Origin of the sequence: Actinomyces sp. oral taxon 175 str. F0384 (genome assembly GCF_000223355.1) — a bacterium.
GTDB lineage: Bacteria > Actinomycetota > Actinomycetes > Actinomycetales > Actinomycetaceae > Actinomyces > Actinomyces oris.
Genome location: NZ_AFUR01000006.1, coordinates 42,109 through 60,006 on the forward strand (window position 1 = coordinate 42,109; position 17,898 = coordinate 60,006).

A 17,898-nucleotide genomic window follows, 5' to 3' on the forward strand; every position below is an offset into this window, starting at 1 on the left:
ACGCCGAGATGAACAGCTCCACCACAGCGCATCCGACGGCTCACGCGGACTGGCGCCCTCAGGAGGCCCGCCTCATCGTGCGCCATGGCTCGGCTACCGACGTCGGCCAGGCCCGTACTGACAACGAGGACTCGCTGCTGGCCGACTCTCCAGTCTTCCTCGTTGCGGATGGCATGGGGGGACACCACTTAGGCGGTACCGCCTCGGCCCACGCCGTCGGAGCCTTCGAGGACCTCGTGGGGCGCGCCTTCGTCACGTCCCACGAGTTCAGCAGGCGCCTGACCCGTGCCGCGCGCAGCGTAGCCGCCCTGGGAACCGGGGAACGCGCCCCCGGCTCGACGCTCACGGGTCTGCTGCTCTCCCGGCAGGGGGCGCTTCCGTGCCTGCGAGTGGTCAACATCGGCGACTCACGCACCTACCACCTCTCCGCTCAGTCCTTCTCCCAGATCACCCATGACCACTCCGAGGTCCAAGAGCTCATCGACTCCGGTCACCTGGACCGTTCCCAGGCACTGTCAGCATGCCACCGCAACGTCATCACCCGGGCACTGGGGGCAGGCGGCGGGGACCAGGTGGTCGCCGACCAGTACCTTCTGCCGGCCACCGAGGGCGACCGCTTCATCATCTGCTCGGACGGGTTGAGCGGGCACGTCACCGAATCCCTCATCGAGATGGTAGCCCGGTCCGTGCCCGAGCCGAGCCACGCCGCCCAGACGCTGGTCGACCTGGCCCTGGCCACCGGCGGCCGAGACAACGTCACCGTCGTCATCGTCGACGTCGTGGAGGCCTTCCCTCCCTGGGAGGACACGCAGGTCGACGACACCACGCTGCCCCGGGCCACCGACTCCGACTCCACCGTCCCCACCCCCGCCTCCAGGAGGTCCTGTCCATGAAGATGCTGACACGCTGGGTACCCGGCGGCATCCTGGTCGCCGTCGCGGAAGGCGGCGTCCTCGCCCTCGACGGGAGCGCGCAGGCGATGGAGGCGATGTGGGCTGAACTCACTGAGCACCGCTGCCTCGGCGACCTGCTGCGAAGCCTGAGCCGGCTGCACGACAACGAGGTCTTCACCCTTCCCGACTTCCTCATGATGGCCATCGACGGCCAGGAGCTGCGAGTGGCCGCCCGGGGGCGCTTCTGCCTCCACCTGGACACCGCAGACGGCGAGCGCAGCTTCAACGCCTCCGAGGTCATCGTGTGGGAGGAGTCCCGCTATGACCGGGTCAACCAGTGCATCCTCGAGCTCACCCCAGCCACTGGACGTGCAGCCGGCCCCGAACAGTTCGAGGAACTCCTCCCCCTGCGGTCGGGGATCGTCCGCGCCTCACAGCTGCACATCGGGTTCGGATCCCACCAGTTCCCACTGCCCTCACCAGCTCAGAGCAGCGCTCACGGGGGTGAGGAGACACCGCTGCCGTCGGCAGTCCAGGAGATCCTCCAGCAGGCCCAGGCCGAAGGCGTCCCGGAACCGGTCGCCCCACCGGCACCATCGCCCCGACCTGCGACGCAGGGCCAGAAGGGGATCGGTCACCCGGACTCCCCCGATCCAGGACGGACGCTGGGACCGGAGTCCTTGGACCTGTTGGCCGGCGCGGGTTCCCTGCAAGGGACCGGCTCCGAGGACCCGGCCACGGTGCTGGGTCACGACGACGTTCCTGCGGCCGCTGGTACCGCAGACTCACAGATACGTGAGCAGCAAGCCGAGGACGAGTACTTCGGTCATCTCTTCGAGCACACGATGATGAGGGGGGTTGAGGCTGCGGCCATCCGCTCGGTCCACTGCGAGGACGTTGATCCGTTGGCCCAGGTCGCCGGCGGGCTTGGAGACCACCGCGCGCAGCCCCACAACGAGGACGCCTCCGGTCATCCTCTCGAGGCGCACTCAGCACAAGCGGATGATCCGCTCCCGGCTCACGGACAGGCACCGCACGGCGGCGGTACGGACGAGGCCTCCCCGAATGGTTCCGCCCCTTCGAGTGAGCACTGGCGGCACGACGGGCACACGGTCTCGGCCGCCGGGCTTCATGCCGCCAGGGACGCGCTGAGCGGGCAGGCCAGGACGGCCGGGATCGATGAGCCCTCCGGCACCGGCCCCAGTGTGCTGGCCGTCTTCTGCGAGACGGGGCACCCCAACCCGGTGCATGCCTCCTCGTGCCGCGATTGCGGCGGCGCCATCTCCTCCAGGACCGGCCAGGTCCAGCGACCGGTCCTGGGCATTCTGCGTGTCTCCTCCGGTGCCACGGCGGTTCTGGACGCTGACGTCATCATCGGCCGAGTGCCCCAAGGCACGAGCACCACCGCCGCTCAGAGTCCTCATCTGCTCGCGGTCCCCAGCCCGGGCAAGGCGATCTCGAAGACGCACTGCGCGGTGCGGGTCGAGGGCTGGGACATGAGTGTGGAGGACCTGGGGTCCACCAACGGCACCTTCCTGCTGCGTGCCGGCGAGGAGCCTCGCCGAGTGCCCGAGCACCAGCAGATCTTCCTACGCCTCGGCGACATCATCGACATCGGTGACGGCACCACCCTGACAGTGGAGCGTGAGGCGTGATGTCCTCCGAGCGAAACGCTCCGCCGCAGGGCCCACCAATCCCCGGAGCCAGACCAAAGCGCTTCCTGGGCGCCGGGGGCTTCGCCGATGTCTTCCTGTACGAACAGCAGGTTCCGCACCGCGACGTAGCGGTCAAGATCCTGCGGCAAGGAGGCAGCCAGCGCGACCACCACCGGTTCACCACTGAGGCGGACCTCATGGCCCGGCTGTCGTCGCACCCCTCCATCGTGTCGGTCTACGGGGCAGGGACAGTGGAGGAGGAACGCAGCTACCTCATCATGGAGTACTGTCCACCGCCGCACCTGGGCAAACTGGCCGCATCCCAGCCTTTGACGCTCACACGCACCCTGGAGATCGGAATCCAGGTGGCGGGCGCCGTGGAGACCATTCACCGGGTCGGTTACCTCCACCGCGATATCAAGCCGGCCAACATCCTCCTCACCTCCTTCGGACGTCCGGTGCTCGGCGACTTCGGGATCGCCGCTCCTATCGGTCTGAGCATCGAACAGGATGAGTTCGGTGGGGCCTCCCCACCGTGGGCCTCACCCGAGCAGCAGCTCGACCAGGAGAGTCTGACGCCAGCCTCGGACGTCTATGCCCTGGCGGCAACCATCTACACGCTGCTGGCGGGACGCTCGCCCCACGTTGACGTCTCCGGCGCCGACCGCAACGACCAGCTCTCGATGCTGGACCGAGTGCTCCACCGACCGATCCCCCCAATCGGACGACGCGACGTGCCCGAGCAGCTCGAACGGGTCCTGGTCACGGCGATGGCCAAGTCGCCCAGCGGCCGGTACACCAGCGCCGTCGCCCTGGCTCGCGCGCTGCAACAAGTGCAGACCGACCTGCAGCTGGCCACCACCCAGCTCGATGTCATGGAGGAGACACCCGGAGGGCAGCCGGATGGGGCCGGGGACCAGGACTCCACGATGCTGCGACCGGTCCTCACCGTGGACCCCGATGGGCCGACCGGCACCGTACCCATTACCCATAAGCACGACGACGCCGCCACAACCTTCGCGCCCCGTCGTGTCGAGGCCCAGTCCACAAACGGCACCCTGCTGCGCAATCGCTCCCGCCTCCGGTTCTCAGCGCCTCAGGCGCCCGCAGGACCACTCATGCCCGAGATGCCCGGCACCCACCCTGGGCGCAGGGACGACGACGCCGACGCTGCCCTGGAGGCGACGGTCCTGCCGGGACAGCGGGCACGTGCCTCATCGGCCACGACCTCATCATCTCCGCGGTGCGGGACTGCTACCCATTCCGTTGACGATGCGGCCGATGGCACCGCCAACACTGCGGGTTCGGACGAGGCCGAGGTGCACCGGAGGCGCCAGCGGGAACATCTGTCGGGGCGAGCCGTGGCCGTCACTGTTCTGGGCGCCGCCGTCGTCGTCTGCCTGAGCGTGATCGGAGTGTGGTCTGTGCTGCGAGAAGAGGGTGGGACACAGCAGGCCACCCCCCATCCAGCCACCACCGCACCGCCCGGGGCCGTTCCCGGAGCCGGGCTACTGCCCGCCGTCACGGACCTCAAGGTCTCCCAGGCGGAGGGGCGCGTCGCAGCCACCTGGTCCTACGACTCCAGCGGCGGCGACGTGGTCTTCCTGTACCGCATCTCCGACCCGGGCCAGCTGCTCCCGGTCCAGGAGACCAGGCAGACCAGTGCCACCGTCACCCCGATCAGTGCACGCACCTGCATTGAGGTCATCGCCCGGGACTCCAGCGGGGCATCGTCGGAGGCCTCCGTCGCCTGCATCGACACACCCGGGGCGGGCAGCTCGGGGTGAGCCGGCGCTCCTGCCCGAGGTCCTGCAGGCAACCTCACGAACACCGCCGTTCAAGGAATAACCACCCATTGAGGAATCAAAGGAAGAAGGAGGGATCATGACGAATTCTCCTGCCGAGCCCCTGCTCGTGGACTTCGTCGGCGAGCTGTACAGCGTCGAGCCCGGTACGCGCTTCAGCATCGGGCGCGAAGGGGATCTCGTGCTTGACGACAACAACCTGTTCCTGCACCGCACATTCCTCATCCTGGAGCATGACACGGGCCTGTGGTGGGTTGCCAACGTCGGCTCTCATATCGGGGCGACTCTGACCGAGAAGTCCGGTACCTCCCGTTCCTGGATCGCGCCCGGGGCCCGGGTACCTTTGGTCTTTCCGGAGATGGCCATCGTGTTCACCGCAGGGTCGACCACCTACGAGATCCTGCTGACCGTGCCCCTTCCCGGCTATGAGACCGCCCAGCCTCGCCCCATGAGCCCCCAGACCGGTGAGTCGACCGTGGGTATGGTGACCCTGACGCCAAGTCAGCACCTGGCGATCCTGGCACTGGCCGAGCCCTGGCTCAGGCGCACCGGCAGCGGCCCGGTGGACCTGCCGCGCAACGCCGACGCGGCCGCCCGGTTGGGTTGGACCCTGACCCGTTTCAGCCGCAAGCTGGACAACGTCTGCGACAAGCTCGACCGCATCGGTGTCAAGGGCATGCGCGGAGGACCTCGCGCCCACGCCTCCTATCGGCGCACCGCGCTGGTCGACTACGCCCTGACCGCACGGATTGTCACTGTCGAGGATCTCCCCCTGCTGGACAGCACGACGCAGCCGGCGGGCACCGAACATCCAGCGCCTGTCCTTCCACTCCGGGCGCGACACGGAGCTGAGGCGCGGCGATGAAGATCCAGCTATCCGTGGTCGGGCGCAGCGGCCACCCCACGAACCTGCGCATCACCGCTGACGCCACCGCCACCGTGGGAGACGTCGCTGCGGCACTGGCCAGCGCCAGTCCCGTCAAGGCCGCAGGCGCCGTTGATCCCGCCGCGGTGACGCTGCGGGTGCTCGACCCGGCGGGCGTCACCGCCCCGATGACCCTGACCAGCCACACGCCACTGGACGAGTCGGGGCTGCGCTCAGGCGACCTGGTCAACGTCAGCGCCGTCGTCTCCGAGCACTCGCCGGCCCAGCAGGTGGCCATCGCCCAGGTCGTGTCCGGGCCCGATAAGGGGCGGAGCTTCCCCCTGCCTCCCGGCTCGACCGAGCTGGGACGCTCCGGCCGCTGCGACATCGTGCTCAGCGACCCGCTCGTGTCCAAGCGGCACATGCGGATTACGGTGGGGCACGGCATCGAGGTGCATGACCTCAACTCGGCCAACGGCGTCATCGTCGCTGACCAACGCGTTCAGCGCCTGTCGCTAGGACCGGATGACCTGGTCACCGTCGGGGACACGACGCTGCGCCTGTCCATGCTGACAACCGTCTCGTCGATCCCCGGTATCCGTCAGGGAGGCGACAACGGCGACATCGCCTTCACCCGCTCCCCACGGGTGGTCCCGCGCACGCCCGCGGTCAAGATCAAGCTTCCCGAGGTGCCGCGTTCCCGCAACGCCGCCCGGTTCCCGCTGCTGGCGATGGTCATGCCGCTGCTCATGGGGGCGACCATGCTCCTGATGACCCGCAACATGCTCAGTCTCATCTTCATCCTCCTCAGCCCGCTCATCATGATCGGCAACTGGGTGGATCAGCGCATCCGGCGCAAGCGTGAGCTCAAGCACGACATCAAGGTGTTCATCCAGGGAGTGGAGGACGCAGACCGGCGCCTGACCCGCACGCACGCCGCGGAGCGCCGGGCGCGCAAGGCCCAGTACCCGGCTGTCAACGAGGTGGTCGACCAGGCTCTCGCACTGGGGCCGATGCTCTGGTCACGGCGCCCGGAACATCCTGAGTTCCTCCAGCTGCGTCTGGGGCTGGGGACGGATCTGCCACGCACCGAGATCGAGGCGAACACGCACCGAGACGGCCTGGCGGTCCATCACCAGTCCCTGGACAAGCTGCGGGAGCGCTACGCCACGATCAGCGACGTCCCCATCATCGTCAACCTGCGTGAGGACGGGGCACTAGGCGTGTGCGGAACCGGCCCGGACCTGGAGGCGGTGGGGCGGGCCATCGTGGCCCAGCTCATCTGCCTGCACTCCCCCGCGGAGGTCACGGTGGTCTGCCTGACCGACCCGACCGGCCGAGAGCGGTGGGACTGGTTGGAGTGGGCGCCTCACACCTCCTCCCCCCACTCCCCACTGGGTGACCTGCAGCTGGCCTGCGACGGCGCTACCGGCACTATTCTCCTGGCCCGTCTGGAGGAGCTCATCGTCCAGCGCGGCGCCACCACCCCGGCGCGTCGTGGACCGTCGGAGGATGTCAGTGACGACGAGGGGGATGAGGCCATCGTCCCCGACGTCGTCGTCATCGTCGACAACCCTGGGGTCAACCGCTCCCGGCTCATCCGGGTCGTCGAGCAGGGTCCGGATGTCGGGGTCCACGTCCTGTGGTTCGCCAGCGACGTCGCCGACCTTCCCGCCGCCTGCCGCACCTTCCTTCATCTGGGCGAGGAGAAGACGGTCGTCGGCTACGTGCGACGCTCGCGCAATGCGACCGACGTCGTCCCCGAGTCGCTCAGCCACTCCCAGGCCCGGGCGCTGGGTCGCCACCTGGCTCCAGTGATCGATGCCGGTGTGCCCGTCGACGACGAGTCCGACCTGCCTGCGGCCATCTCCTTCGTCGGCCTGACCGGCGAGGAGCTGGCGGACTCCGTGGAGGCCCAGATCTCCAGGTGGAGTGCCAACCACTCGATCATCGACCGAGGAGGTGCGGCCGTCCCCCTCAAGCAGCCCTTGAGCCTGAGCGCCCTGGTGGGGCAGGGAGCGGAGGCACCCCTGGCACTGGACCTGCGCGCCCACGGGCCTCACGCCCTGGTCGGGGGGACAACGGGTGCCGGAAAGTCGGAGTTCCTCCAGTCCTGGGTGCTGGGGATGGCCCAGTCCCTGTCCCCGGATCGCATCACCTTCCTCTTCGTGGACTACAAAGGGGGCTCGGCCTTCGCCCGCTGCACCGAGCTGCCGCACTGCGTCGGTCTGGTGACGGACCTATCCCCCTACCTGGTGAGGCGGGCGCTGACCAGTCTGAGAGCCGAGCTGCGCCACCGAGAGCACCTGCTCAATGAGAAAGGCGCCAAGGACCTGGTCACGCTGGAGAAGACCGGGGATCCCGATTGCCCGCCCAGCCTCGTCATCGTCGTCGACGAGTTCGCCGCCCTGGTCGGTGAGGTTCCAGAGTTCGTCGACGGCGTCGTCGACGTCGCTCAGAGAGGCCGGTCCCTGGGGCTGCACCTGGTCCTGGCCACCCAGCGGCCCGCCGGCGTCATCAAGGACAATCTGCGGGCCAACACCAACCTGCGCGTGGCACTGCGCATGGCAGACGAGTCCGACTCCCAGGATGTCCTGGGAGAGAAGACCGCCGCCCATTTCCCTCCGGAGTTCCCGGGGCGCGCCGCCGCCAAGACCGGGCCGGGCCGGGTGACCCGCTTCCAGTCCGCCTACCCCGGGGCCCGCACCTCCGCCAAGCTGCAGGTGGCCCGTGTCTCGGTGGACGAGATGACCTTCGGGGTCCCCCGCCCCTGGCAGGTGGCCCATATCGAGACCGCGTCCGATGACGTCCCCCAGGACATCGAGAGGGTCGTGGACACGGTCAAGCGGGCCGCCCAGGAGGCGGGTATCACCGCTCCGCGCAAGCCGTGGCTGGAGGAGCTCGCAACCACCTACGACCTGAACTACCTGCCCCAGCGCCGGGACACCGAGCTGATCCTGGGCGTCGTCGACGACCCGGACAGCCAGGACCAGTACGCGGAGTACTTCCGTCCAGACGATGACGGCAACATCTGCTTCTACGGTTCGTCGGGCTCAGGGAAGTCGACAGCGCTGCGGACCCTGGCGATCGCCGCCGGGATCACGCCCCGATCGGGGCCAGTGGACGTCTACGCCCTGGACTTCGCGGGTGGCGGACTGCGGATGCTGGAGTCACTGCCGCACGTGGGCGCCGTCGTCGACGGTGACGACGAAGAACGCGTCAGCCGGTTACTGAGCCACGTGGTGAGCATCATCGACGAGCGCTCCGAGCGCTACTCACAGAGCCGTGCGGGCACCATCACCGACTACCGGCGCATCGCCCACCGCAATGAGGAGCCCAGACTGCTGCTCCTGCTCGACGGCGTGGGCTCCATGCGCGCCGAGCTGGAGAAGACCTCCGACGGCGTGGCACTGCTGGACCTGCTCCAGCGGATCCTCGTCGACGGCCGCGGAGTGGGGGTTCACGTGGCCGCGACCGCCGAGCGCCCCAATGCTGTGCCCACCTCGATGAGCAACTCCTTCCAACGCAAGATCGTCCTACGGCAGACCGATGAGGACGGGTACATGTACTTCAGCCTGCCCAAGGACGTGCTCACCCCCTCCAGTCCTCCGGGAAGGGCCATGCAGGTCGGACGCAAGGACGAGGAGCTCCAGCTGGCGATCCTGGGGGACAACGTCAACATCCTGTCCCAGTCACGTCTGGTGGACTCCCTGGGGCACTACCTCACCCGTCAGGGCCGGCAGCGGCCGGCCGCCATCGGAAAGCTGCCCGTAGAGCTGCCCGCGGCGGGGCTGCCACGAACAGTCGCGGGCGCCCCGGCGCTGGGCATGTCCTCGGACACGCTGGCCATGATGGGCTTTGAGCCTGTCGGCGCGATCCTGCTGGGCGGCCAGCCCCAGTCGGGCACCTCCAACGCGATCCGCTGGATGAGTACAGCGCTGTGCGAGTGGGAGCCGCAGATCGTCCGGGTGCATCTGGCCTCGCGGCGCTCACCGCTGGCAGCCATGGAGGGACTGTGGGATCTGTCCGTCTCCGGTGAGGAGAGGATCCGCGAGGCACTCGAACGGCTCTCACCGACCCTGGATGTGGAGGCCGACCCAGGCCATCCTCACGTCGCCCTGTTCATCGAGGGCTATCCCGAGTTCCTCCAGGCCCCACTGGAGATGGCCCTCATCGACGCGGTCAAGAAGGCCAAACGCAACGGGCACCTCGTTGTGGCTGAGGGCGACACCTCCCAGTGGAACTCATCCTGGCCCCTGCTCCAGGAGGTGCGCTCCGCCCGCACCGGTCTCATCCTCCAACCCGACTCCATGGATGGCGAGCTCATCCTGCGCACCCCGACACCGAAGGTGCGCCGCGGTGAGATGCCGGTGGGGCGGGGCTACTGGGTCAGTGCCGGTCGTGCCGTCAAAGTCCAGGTCCCGCTCATGGAGTGAGAGGAGTCGACGCTCGACCGTCACCGGAACAGAGCCTGTCCTGTGAGGCCTACGTCGACAGCGCTCCACGGTGGGGGTTGACCCCCATCGCCTCCCGAGTTCTTCACCCGTACCGTCTTTATCAGCAATCATCCCGTCTCCGGAAGGACAACCCGTGAGCTGCCACGACATCAAGATCGTCGACAAGGACTTCTCGGAGGCATTGCTCTCCCTGGGAAAGATCGAGCACGCCTTCACCTCAATGAGTGATCGCAGTAATCAGTACGCCACGATCGTCGGACACGACCAACTCGCCTCAAGCCTCGAAAAATTCGAGAACTCATGGAAGAAGAAACGCGCTGATCTGACCAGCTCCATCCAAAGCTACCGCAAAGACCTGGAGGGTGTCCGCGACGCATTCACCGCCTGGGACAACGGCGTGGGCAAGGGCCTCAGTAACGAGCAGCAACCGTCACAGAAGGCCGATACCGGAAGCCAGCAGCAACCGCAGACCAGTTCAACACAATCCAGCACACCGCACAGTGGCGAACCCCGACAGCCACTCTCAGCTGGGGACACTCCAACAAACTCGACGGAGAGTGCAGGAACGAGAGCCACGCCCGAATCGAGCGCCAATCGCGGCACCTCCGGCCCCCTTACCCCTTCCTTCAGCGCTTCAGCACAGACGGAACCGACAGACTCTTTTCAAAGCGGTTCGCCACTTTCCTCCCCACTCAACGAGTCAGGTCACCCCGAAGTTGAGCAGATGCGCCAGCTGCTCGGCCCCGCGGTTGATATCGGCCTTGCAGCCTCACCCGACGGCTCTCTGACCATGAGAATCGGCTCATTGACCGGGATCAGTCTTGCAGCCATCAGCAGCGTTCTGTCACACCGGAAGACATCTCCCCCTACCATAGACACATTGGGATCCGACACTCGCCAAGGCGACTCCTCCAACGACCTGCGCCAAGCCCTTGCCGAAATCAGCAATAACGACATCCCCACCTCACTACACTCCGACCGGGAGAGCACGCTGGCTAGCCTCCAAGGCATTGATGAGCAGCCACCGAAGGCTCCTCTCACAACGTCAACACCCCCGGACATGACGAGCGGCTCGAGCGCACCCCCATTACCTCAGGACCACCTTCCCTCAGAAGTCGACACGTCAGCCTCCCCCATATCGCCGACACCCCCAGCACCTCAGGCAGGAGAATCGACACCCCCCTCGCTCACACCTCCGCAGCCCAGCCCCTCCCCCTCCACTAGTGCCACATCCTCATCCACGTCAGCAGGCCACAAGGCAGAACCCTCATCCTCTTCAAGCACCCCCCTCATGAGCGGAATGGGGATGGCCGCAGGTCTGGGGACAGGAAGTGCCATACAGTCAGCAAACGACGATAAGCGAAATGAAGAAGCCCGTCGCCTGCGGGACCAACTGCAATCTCTTAAGGAGAAGAACTGATGAGTGCACGTCCCTCTGACTGGAGCCCACTCGGACAACAAAAGGATCCCATCCCCGGAGATCCGCTGGGAGTTCAAGCCGCAGCCCGCCAATACACCGAGACTGTTGAGGCCATAAAAACCGCCCAGAGCAGCCTCCAGAGCATTTCCTACGAGTCTCACGGCGAAGCCGTGGCCAAGCTGCAGAGTAAAGCCAAGCATCTGGTGGAACAGATTGGCCAAGCCCAGTCGCGCTGCGAAGGAGCAGCAGCAGCATTGAACACCTACGCACCACACCTGGAGAACGCCCAGAAGATCTCCCTCGAGGCACTCAAAGAGGCGGAAGGGCACGCAGGTCAGCTTAAGCAGGTAGAAAACCAGAAGAAAAACATCGAGAACGCCTATAATTCCAGCCGAAACCCCGAGGAAATGAAGTCCCTGAGATCAAGCTATGCCAACCTGCTTGGACAGCAGAGCGAGATCCAGGGGAACATCAACGCATCCAAGAAAAAGTTGAAGCAAGCGATCGAAGAGCGCGACTCTGCAGCAAGCAACGCCATCTCCCAACTTGATAAGACCGACGAGAACAGCCCCATGAAAGACGATTTCTGGGACACCATCAAAGAGGTCCTCAGAGTCATGGCCAAAGTGGCTGAGCTCATCGAGCCAGTCTTTGACGCATTCAGCGAGTTCGTTGAGGGCATCCTTCCTGCAGTCACCGAAATCGCCTATGCAATTAATCCGGAACTTGGAGTCGCTGTGAGCATAGCAGTTCCGGTCACCCTGACCCAAATGAAGGGATGGATTCAGCGCATCCAGGACATCTCTAAGGTCGCGGACGGCAAGATGAGACCAGGAGAGTTTATTAAGAGAGAACTTAATCGAACCGGCGAACTATTCAAGTCACTAGCCAGCGGAGTCACAGAAATCTTCAACAAAGGAAAAGGGGGAGGAAAAAACAAGAAGACCCCTAAAACAAAACCGAAGAACAAGCCCAACCATCAAACCCACAATCCTCAAGACCCCCACCGCAAGAACAAAAATAGATCCCCAGAACCCAATCGTTCCCCCAAAAAACAGCCACACCCCATACCGGGGCGAAAAACCCCCAAGTCGATCCCCCTGACCAGACTCGCTTGACGCCTCCGAAAAAACAGGCTCCCACGCACTACATACGACACTTAGACAGCCAAGGCGAGAAACATCGTGAGACCCTTCAACTACATCATTCCCCCAGAATGGAGAACAGTCCACCTCAGCGGAGACCTATCCGCTCAGGCTACCGAACTAGCAGAGGAAATGATTTCTGCAGGCAACAGCGAGACACTACATCACATACGCGGGAAAATTGCAGAGGCATTGGCGAGCCATCTCATATCGCTGGCCGACCTTGAGGCATTCTTGCTGCTCATGGAGGTCGATGCAGTTGCAGGCATCCGCACCGGTACTTTCCTTGCAGCCCTCCCATTTCCTTACCAGGAAGGCGAGGATCCAATGGACACTCTTCTCGCCATCGCGGCTTCGACACCAGGCGCACAAGCATTAGAGGGCGGAGATCTGCTCATCATGCGTACACGAGTCGCGAAGGATTGCACCGATTCCATCAACACGGCCTTGGTTATGGCCAGAGGAGACCTGGGTCTCGATCTGTCAACGCTCACCCCGGGTTCCGCTGTGCGCTCGGAACGACTGACCTACTACCTCGGCCATCCAGATATTCCTGACAGCTGGTTCACCATGGTTGGAAACATCACCACTCACGACGACGCCGACGGACAAGCGTTGGCAGGGTCACTTCGGGATGTATGTGATGCGGTCGTCGAGTCAGTGAGGTTCTCATGAACTCATACTCTCTTCCCGAGTCTCCACAATGGACCGAGGTCCCTCGTGCCGACCAGCCAGAAGGGACAGTTCAGCCCTTTGCCCGGCTGGGTCTGAACAACGCAGACGGGGACATCATCGGCATCGTCGACCTCATCGCCTTCCCCGCTGAGGGAGAGGAGTCTGAGAGCCTCCCTACCCTCATCACGGCGCCAGAAGAGGCACCTGGTCCCCATGTGTGGGACACGGTGCTGCTACCTGGCGGAACCACGGCCTACCGCTCTCTGGGGCCGACTCTCGAACCATTGAACGAGCAAAGCACCCCTATCGAGTTTGTGTGCTACCACGCGCTGCGCCGCGGCAGCATCGATGTCGTCGCAGCCACCTGGCTGGGACCCGACCCAGGCATTCTAACGGAGGTGATCACCCCGCTCGAGACCATGCTTGACTCGCTCCAGATTGAATCGTGAGCGGGCCGATGGGGGTTGAGCCCCATCGCCGCAGATCCTGATGACCGCAATACTTACGTTCAACAGCAACACCACATGAAAGGACTACTTCCATGGCCAACATCTCCGCTTCCTACGAGGACATGCGCTCGCAGGCCAACGCCCTGATCACCACCCGCGACAACATCCAGCAGCAGCTCCAGCAGGCCAAGATGCAGGTGGACAACCTGGTCTCCTCGGGCTTCGTGACCGACGCCGCCTCCGGCGCCTTCCAGACGAGCTATCAGGAGTTCACCACGAGCGCCACCAAGACCATCGATTCCCTGACCAGCATCTCCAACAACCTCAACCAGGTCGTCTCGACCCTGGAGGAGACCGACACCTCGTTGGCCTCCCAGCTGCGTGCCTGACCGTACACCGACTCAACGAGGCGCCTTGGGTGCGCTCGCGACATCATGCGGGTCCCCCAAGGCGCCTCGGTCGTTGTGCTCCGGTCTCAGCCACGACAGGAGCCCCGGTCCAGTCACGTGGCTGGGGCCGGGTGCGTCGCCTCCAGCCGGAGGCGGTGCGTTCCACCTTCCCTGAGAGCTCCAGGATCCCCAGTGCCGAGGTGGTCTCCTTCGGGGACAGCCCAGCGGAGCGGACGATGGACTCGGTACTCGCCGCGGCCCGGGCCGGCATGGCGTCCAGAACGAGGGAGGCGGCAGGGTCCAGGCCGTCGAGAAGCCCGCCCCCGGTCAGCTCGGGGTCCTGCTCCTTGGCCGCGTCCGCATCAACAGTCCCCAGGGGCGTCAGAAGCTCTAGGGCGTCATCGGTGTCGGTGATGCACACCGCCCCCTTGCGCAGGAGCCGGTGGCATCCGACCGAGGACATGGAGGTCACGGGACCGGGAACGGCTCCCAGCTGCCTGCCCAGCTCGAGGGCGCGGTGGGCGGTGGACAGGGCGCCTGAGCGCCAGGCCGCCTCCACCACGATCGTCGCCTGGGAGATCGCCGCGATGACGCGGTTGCGTGAGACGAACCGATGGCGGCCCGGCTGACAGCCCGGCGGCACCTCCGCCACCAGGGCCCCGGAGGCGATGACTGCCTCCAGCACCCCGGTGTTTCCCACCGGGTAGAGGCGGTCCACTCCCCCGGCTGAGATTGACACCGTTGGTCCCTCGCCCAGTGCCCCGCGGTGAGCGCAGGCATCAATGCCGAAGGCTCCCCCGGAGACGATGAGGCCACCCTTGGCCGTCACCCCCGCTGCCAGGGAGGTGGCGACCGCCTCCCCGTAGCGGGTGGAGGCCCGGGCCCCCACCAGTGCCAGACACAGTCCGCTGGCCGGTCCCACCGGCATCCGCTGCTCACGTACGGGTTGACCGGCGCCCGCGACACGTGGGGCGTCGTCGTCTCCAACGGCCCCGGGCTCGCCTCCCTCAAGTCCCTTGTCCCTCAGGTCCCCGGCGTTGACCAGCAGCGAGGGGTCTCCGCGCACCCACAGGCAGAAAGGCGGGTGCTCAAGCTGGTCGAGTCCCGGCGGCCACCAGGGCTCCCCCGGGAGGATGAGGCTGCCACCCAGGCGGTCAAGCACATCGAGCTCACGGCGGATATCGAGTCCCTCCAGGCGCGGCGCCCACCGGGCGGCGACCTGGGCCCAGCAGGCGCTGATATCGGCGGAGCCGGACATCCCCGGGGGCGGCTGCGGCACCGGTGGCCGCGGGGAGCCGCGCACCTGTCCGGAGGGGTCGATGGCCTCCTCCAAAAGCCACCTCAGGGCGGGACTCGGCCCGAGCCGGCCCACCACCATGGCTGCGGTGGCGTTGTCGGGCTCAGCCAAGCGGGACCAGGTCGCGCGTGCCAGCGCCGGATCGTCGATGTCGTAGGGCAGTGTCATAGGTGTCATGGGTGTTATGGGCGTCATGGCCGCACTCCTGAGGTTCTCAGGGCCAGGGCGGTCCCGATGTGTGCGAGGGAGAGGGTGTCGAGCCCCTCGAGGTCGGCGAGGGTCCAGGCCAGTCTGAGGACCCGGTCCACCCCGCGCAGGGAGAGGTCGCCGCGTTCGAGGGCGGTCATGAGCCGGCGGCTGAGTAGAGCGCTGAGTCCGCCGTCGGGTCCTCTGAGGTAGGAGCCGGGGACCTCGGCGTTGAGGCGCCACGGGGTGCCGGCCAGCCTGCGCTCCGCGGCCCGGCGGGCACGCAGGACGCGCCGCGCCACCTCGACGCTGGACTCTCCATGGCCGGTGGAAGCAAGGTCGGCGGCGCTGACGGCACCGACCTCGACCTGGATGTCGACTCGGTCCAACAGTGGACCGGACAGTCGTGAGAAGTAGCGCCGCCGCTGCAGGGAGGTGCAGGTGCACTCCAGGCCCCGACCGCCGGCCTTGCCGCAGGGGCAGGGGTTGGCTGCCAGGACGAGCTGGAAGGCGGCCGGGTAGCTGGCACGCCCACCCACCCGGTCGATGGTGACCACGCCCGACTCCAGCGGCTGGCGCAGGCAGTCCAGGACGCCGGCGCTGAACTCGGGGGCCTCATCGAGGAAGAGCACCCCGCGGTGAGCCAGGGAGACATCCCCGGGGCGGGGCAGGCCGGAGCCTCCCCCGACGACGGCGGCCCGGGTCGCCGTGTGGTGCGGCGCGCGCAACGGCGGCCGGGTGATGAGTCCGCGGGCGGGGTCGAAGATGCCGGCCACGGAGTGCAAGGAAGTGACGGTCACAGCATCGGCCTGCTCCAGGGGCGGCAGGATCGAGGGGAGCCTCTCAGCGAGCATGGTCTTGCCCGTCCCCGGGGGCCCCACCATGATGAGGTGATGTCCCCCGGCGGCGGCGACCTCCAGGGCCTGGCGGGCCTCGGACTGCCCGACGACGTCGGCCAGGTCCGGCTGCTCGGCATCCTGCGGCGGGGTCGTGGGGGCGTCGTCGGCAGCGGCCTCGGTGACCTGCTCCAGCGCGGCGGCCACGGCCGCGCTCAGGCGCCCTCCATAACGCTCGACGAGCTGGCCGACGTGCCTGACGGCGGTGACGCGGGCGCCGGGGACGAGCTCGGCCTCGGCGGCGGCCTCCTGGGCGACGACGATCTCCTCGACCCCAGCGGCCACCGCGGCCTGGACGCTGGGCAGGACACCGCGCACCGAGTGCACGGAGCCGTCCAACCCGAGCTCGCCGATGTAGACGGTCCGTCCCAGGAGCCCGGCCGTGCTCCGTCCGAGCCGCCCTCGGGCCCCCAGGACGGCCAGGGCGAGCGCCAGGTCCAGCCCGGTCCCGGTCTTGCGCAGATCCGCTGGGGAGAGGTTGACGGTCAGGCGCTGCTCGCCCCAGGTGACGCCGCAGGTGCTCAACGCGGCCCGGACGCGCTCACGCGACTCACGCACGGCGGCGTCGGGCAGGCCCACGAGGGTGAATCCGGGCAGGCCCTGGGCGGCATGAGCCTCGACCTCAACGATGTGTCCGGCCAGCCCGGTCAGCGTCACAGCAAGCGTACGAGCTAGCCCCATGACGCATCCACCGCCCGGTGGTGGCGCAGCAGCGCAGGACGCGCGTCGCGCATAAGGATCGAGACGACGTCCAGGCGCATGCCGGCGTGCCGCGGGGTCTCGTGGGTACTTGCCCAGGCGGCAGCCAGGGCCCGCAGTCGGGCGACCTTGCGGGCGTCGACGGCGGCGGCCGGCGGCCCCTGGCGCAGGGAGCTGCGGGTCTTGACCTCGACGATGACGAGCCTTGCTCCTGCCCACCCCTGAGCTGGGTCGGCGACGGACTCGCTGCCCGGCTCGCGGTGCGCATGGGCGGGTTCCAGGGCGATGATGTCGAGCTCTCCGCGCAGGCCGTGGTCCGGACGCCAGTTGCGCTCCAGGACCTGCCAGCCGATGTCCTCCAGGTAGGTGGCGGCAAGATCCTCTCCACGCCGTCCGGTGCTCTGGCGGGACGCCCCTGCGCGGACAGCTTCTGCGCCTCCCGGGCCCTGGAACGGCGGCGTGAGTGCGTGATCGCCGCACCTGGCTGCGATCACCGTTCGTCCCCTTGTGGCTGCTACGACCTGTTCGGTCATCCCGATCACCTCCGCCACTAGCGTGAGGCCGGATCAGCCGGTGCGCGTCATGGCCCGATCGGCTCTGTGGAAGGCGCTGTCAGAAGACGAGCTGTGGCCCCCGGCGAGCGGGGAGGGACAGCCGAACGGAGCCTTCTGAGGTGGCGCGGCGTGGGAAGGACGCTAGGAGGAGGGGATGTCCATCTCGAGCTTGGTGAGCTCCTCGACGTTGACGTCCTTGAAGGTGACGACGTGGACGGACTTGACGAACCGGGAGGCCCGGTAGATGTCCCACACCCAGGCGTCCTCGAGGGTCAGCTCGAAGAAGACCTCCCCGCCGCTGGTGCGTACCTGGACGTCAACGGCGTTGGCCAGGTAGAACCGCCGTTCAGTCTCCACCACGTAGGAGAACAGGGAGGCGACGTCGCGGTACTCCCGGTACAGCGAGAGCTCCAGCTCGTTCTCATAGGACTCGAGGTCTTCTGCGCTCACCGGGCCATCATGCCTGGCCTCAGCCGCTGGAGGCGGCAGGCAGCGGGGGCGAGTCGGCCCTGC

At 66.8% G+C, this 17,898-nt stretch carries 14 protein-coding genes; 10 read left to right on the top strand and 4 right to left on the bottom strand.

Going from position 1 to position 17,898, the window contains the following annotated elements; all coding sequences use genetic code 11:
* Positions 1 to 8 precede the first annotated feature (8 nt).
* The 10 genes from HMPREF9058_RS08915 to HMPREF9058_RS08950 all read left to right on the top strand — a co-directional run bounded on the left by HMPREF9058_RS08915 (position 9) and on the right by HMPREF9058_RS08950 (position 13,753).
* On the top strand, positions 9 to 893 hold the full coding sequence (locus tag HMPREF9058_RS08915) for a PP2C family serine/threonine-protein phosphatase (protein ID WP_009747758.1): 885 nt from the start codon (positions 9 to 11) through the stop codon (positions 891 to 893).
* Entirely contained in the window at positions 890 to 2,548 is a 1,659-nt protein-coding gene (locus HMPREF9058_RS08920) for an FHA domain-containing protein (RefSeq protein ID WP_009407372.1), read from the top strand. The genes HMPREF9058_RS08915 and HMPREF9058_RS08920 overlap by 4 nt, the downstream gene beginning before the upstream one ends.
* Positions 2,548 to 4,335, top strand: coding sequence for a serine/threonine-protein kinase (locus HMPREF9058_RS08925; RefSeq protein ID WP_083816386.1), 1,788 nt, complete (start codon positions 2,548 to 2,550; stop codon positions 4,333 to 4,335). The genes HMPREF9058_RS08920 and HMPREF9058_RS08925 overlap by 1 nt, the downstream gene beginning before the upstream one ends.
* Before the next feature lie 97 nt (positions 4,336 to 4,432).
* A complete protein-coding gene (locus HMPREF9058_RS08930) occupies positions 4,433 to 5,218 on the top strand; it encodes a hypothetical protein (protein ID WP_009747955.1) in 786 nt (261 codons plus the stop codon).
* A complete protein-coding gene (locus tag HMPREF9058_RS08935) occupies positions 5,215 to 9,654 on the top strand; it encodes an FtsK/SpoIIIE domain-containing protein (RefSeq protein WP_009747863.1) in 4,440 nt (1,479 codons plus the stop codon). The genes HMPREF9058_RS08930 and HMPREF9058_RS08935 overlap by 4 nt, the downstream gene beginning before the upstream one ends.
* 154 nt (positions 9,655 to 9,808) lie before the next feature.
* Positions 9,809 to 11,095, top strand: coding sequence for a hypothetical protein (locus tag HMPREF9058_RS13455; protein WP_009407064.1), 1,287 nt, complete (start codon positions 9,809 to 9,811; stop codon positions 11,093 to 11,095).
* The gene (locus HMPREF9058_RS13460) at positions 11,095 to 12,213 is read left to right on the top strand and encodes a putative T7SS-secreted protein (protein ID WP_009407347.1); all 1,119 of its coding nucleotides are present in this window, start codon (positions 11,095 to 11,097) and stop codon (positions 12,211 to 12,213) included. The genes HMPREF9058_RS13455 and HMPREF9058_RS13460 overlap by 1 nt, the downstream gene beginning before the upstream one ends.
* Before the next feature lie 66 nt (positions 12,214 to 12,279).
* Complete coding sequence (locus HMPREF9058_RS13465) at positions 12,280 to 12,915, top strand: hypothetical protein (RefSeq protein ID WP_009407299.1); 636 nt, start codon at positions 12,280 to 12,282, stop codon at positions 12,913 to 12,915.
* The gene (locus HMPREF9058_RS08945) at positions 12,912 to 13,364 is read left to right on the top strand and encodes a hypothetical protein (RefSeq protein WP_009747789.1); all 453 of its coding nucleotides are present in this window, start codon (positions 12,912 to 12,914) and stop codon (positions 13,362 to 13,364) included. The genes HMPREF9058_RS13465 and HMPREF9058_RS08945 overlap by 4 nt, the downstream gene beginning before the upstream one ends.
* Before the next feature lie 92 nt (positions 13,365 to 13,456).
* Positions 13,457 to 13,753 (top strand): WXG100 family type VII secretion target, encoded by a 297-nt coding sequence (locus tag HMPREF9058_RS08950; RefSeq protein ID WP_009747753.1) that lies wholly within the window; start codon positions 13,457 to 13,459, stop codon positions 13,751 to 13,753.
* A gap of 43 nt (positions 13,754 to 13,796) precedes the next feature.
* Here the strand turns inward: HMPREF9058_RS08950 and HMPREF9058_RS08955 are convergent, their stop codons facing one another.
* From HMPREF9058_RS08955 to HMPREF9058_RS08970, 4 genes are all read right to left on the bottom strand, one after another.
* Positions 13,797 to 15,218: a DNA-processing protein DprA gene (locus tag HMPREF9058_RS08955; protein WP_254654147.1), complete on the bottom strand. Its 1,422-nt coding sequence runs from the start codon at positions 15,216 to 15,218 to the stop codon at positions 13,797 to 13,799.
* 23 nt (positions 15,219 to 15,241) lie between these two features.
* Positions 15,242 to 16,813, bottom strand: a complete 1,572-nt coding sequence (locus HMPREF9058_RS08960) for a YifB family Mg chelatase-like AAA ATPase (protein WP_009747867.1) — start codon at positions 16,811 to 16,813, stop codon at positions 15,242 to 15,244.
* Entirely contained in the window at positions 16,804 to 17,325 is a 522-nt protein-coding gene (locus tag HMPREF9058_RS08965) for a YraN family protein (protein WP_254654119.1), read from the bottom strand. The genes HMPREF9058_RS08960 and HMPREF9058_RS08965 overlap by 10 nt, the downstream gene beginning before the upstream one ends.
* A gap of 201 nt (positions 17,326 to 17,526) precedes the next feature.
* Positions 17,527 to 17,835 carry a DUF2469 domain-containing protein gene (locus HMPREF9058_RS08970; protein WP_003781502.1) on the bottom strand — a complete coding sequence of 103 codons (309 nt, stop codon included), beginning with the start codon at positions 17,833 to 17,835 and terminating at the stop codon, positions 17,527 to 17,529.
* Positions 17,836 to 17,898 lie beyond the last annotated feature (63 nt).

Bases quoted from the DNA above. Each gene is read 5' to 3' on its own strand.
- HMPREF9058_RS08945 (WP_009747789.1), top strand. From the start codon at position 12,912: ATGAACTCATACTCTCTTCCCGAGTCTCCACAATGGACCGAGGTCCCT.
- HMPREF9058_RS13460 (WP_009407347.1), top strand. From the start codon at position 11,095: ATGAGTGCACGTCCCTCTGACTGGAGCCCACTCGGACAACAAAAGGAT.
- HMPREF9058_RS08955 (WP_254654147.1), bottom strand. From the start codon at position 15,218: ATGACACTGCCCTACGACATCGACGATCCGGCGCTGGCACGCGCGACC.
- HMPREF9058_RS08960 (WP_009747867.1), bottom strand. From the start codon at position 16,813: ATGGGGCTAGCTCGTACGCTTGCTGTGACGCTGACCGGGCTGGCCGGA.
- HMPREF9058_RS08915 (WP_009747758.1), top strand. From the start codon at position 9: ATGAACAGCTCCACCACAGCGCATCCGACGGCTCACGCGGACTGGCGC.
- HMPREF9058_RS08950 (WP_009747753.1), top strand. From the start codon at position 13,457: ATGGCCAACATCTCCGCTTCCTACGAGGACATGCGCTCGCAGGCCAAC.
- HMPREF9058_RS08935 (WP_009747863.1), top strand. From the start codon at position 5,215: ATGAAGATCCAGCTATCCGTGGTCGGGCGCAGCGGCCACCCCACGAAC.
- HMPREF9058_RS08925 (WP_083816386.1), top strand. From the start codon at position 2,548: ATGTCCTCCGAGCGAAACGCTCCGCCGCAGGGCCCACCAATCCCCGGA.
- HMPREF9058_RS08930 (WP_009747955.1), top strand. From the start codon at position 4,433: ATGACGAATTCTCCTGCCGAGCCCCTGCTCGTGGACTTCGTCGGCGAG.
- HMPREF9058_RS08920 (WP_009407372.1), top strand. From the start codon at position 890: ATGAAGATGCTGACACGCTGGGTACCCGGCGGCATCCTGGTCGCCGTC.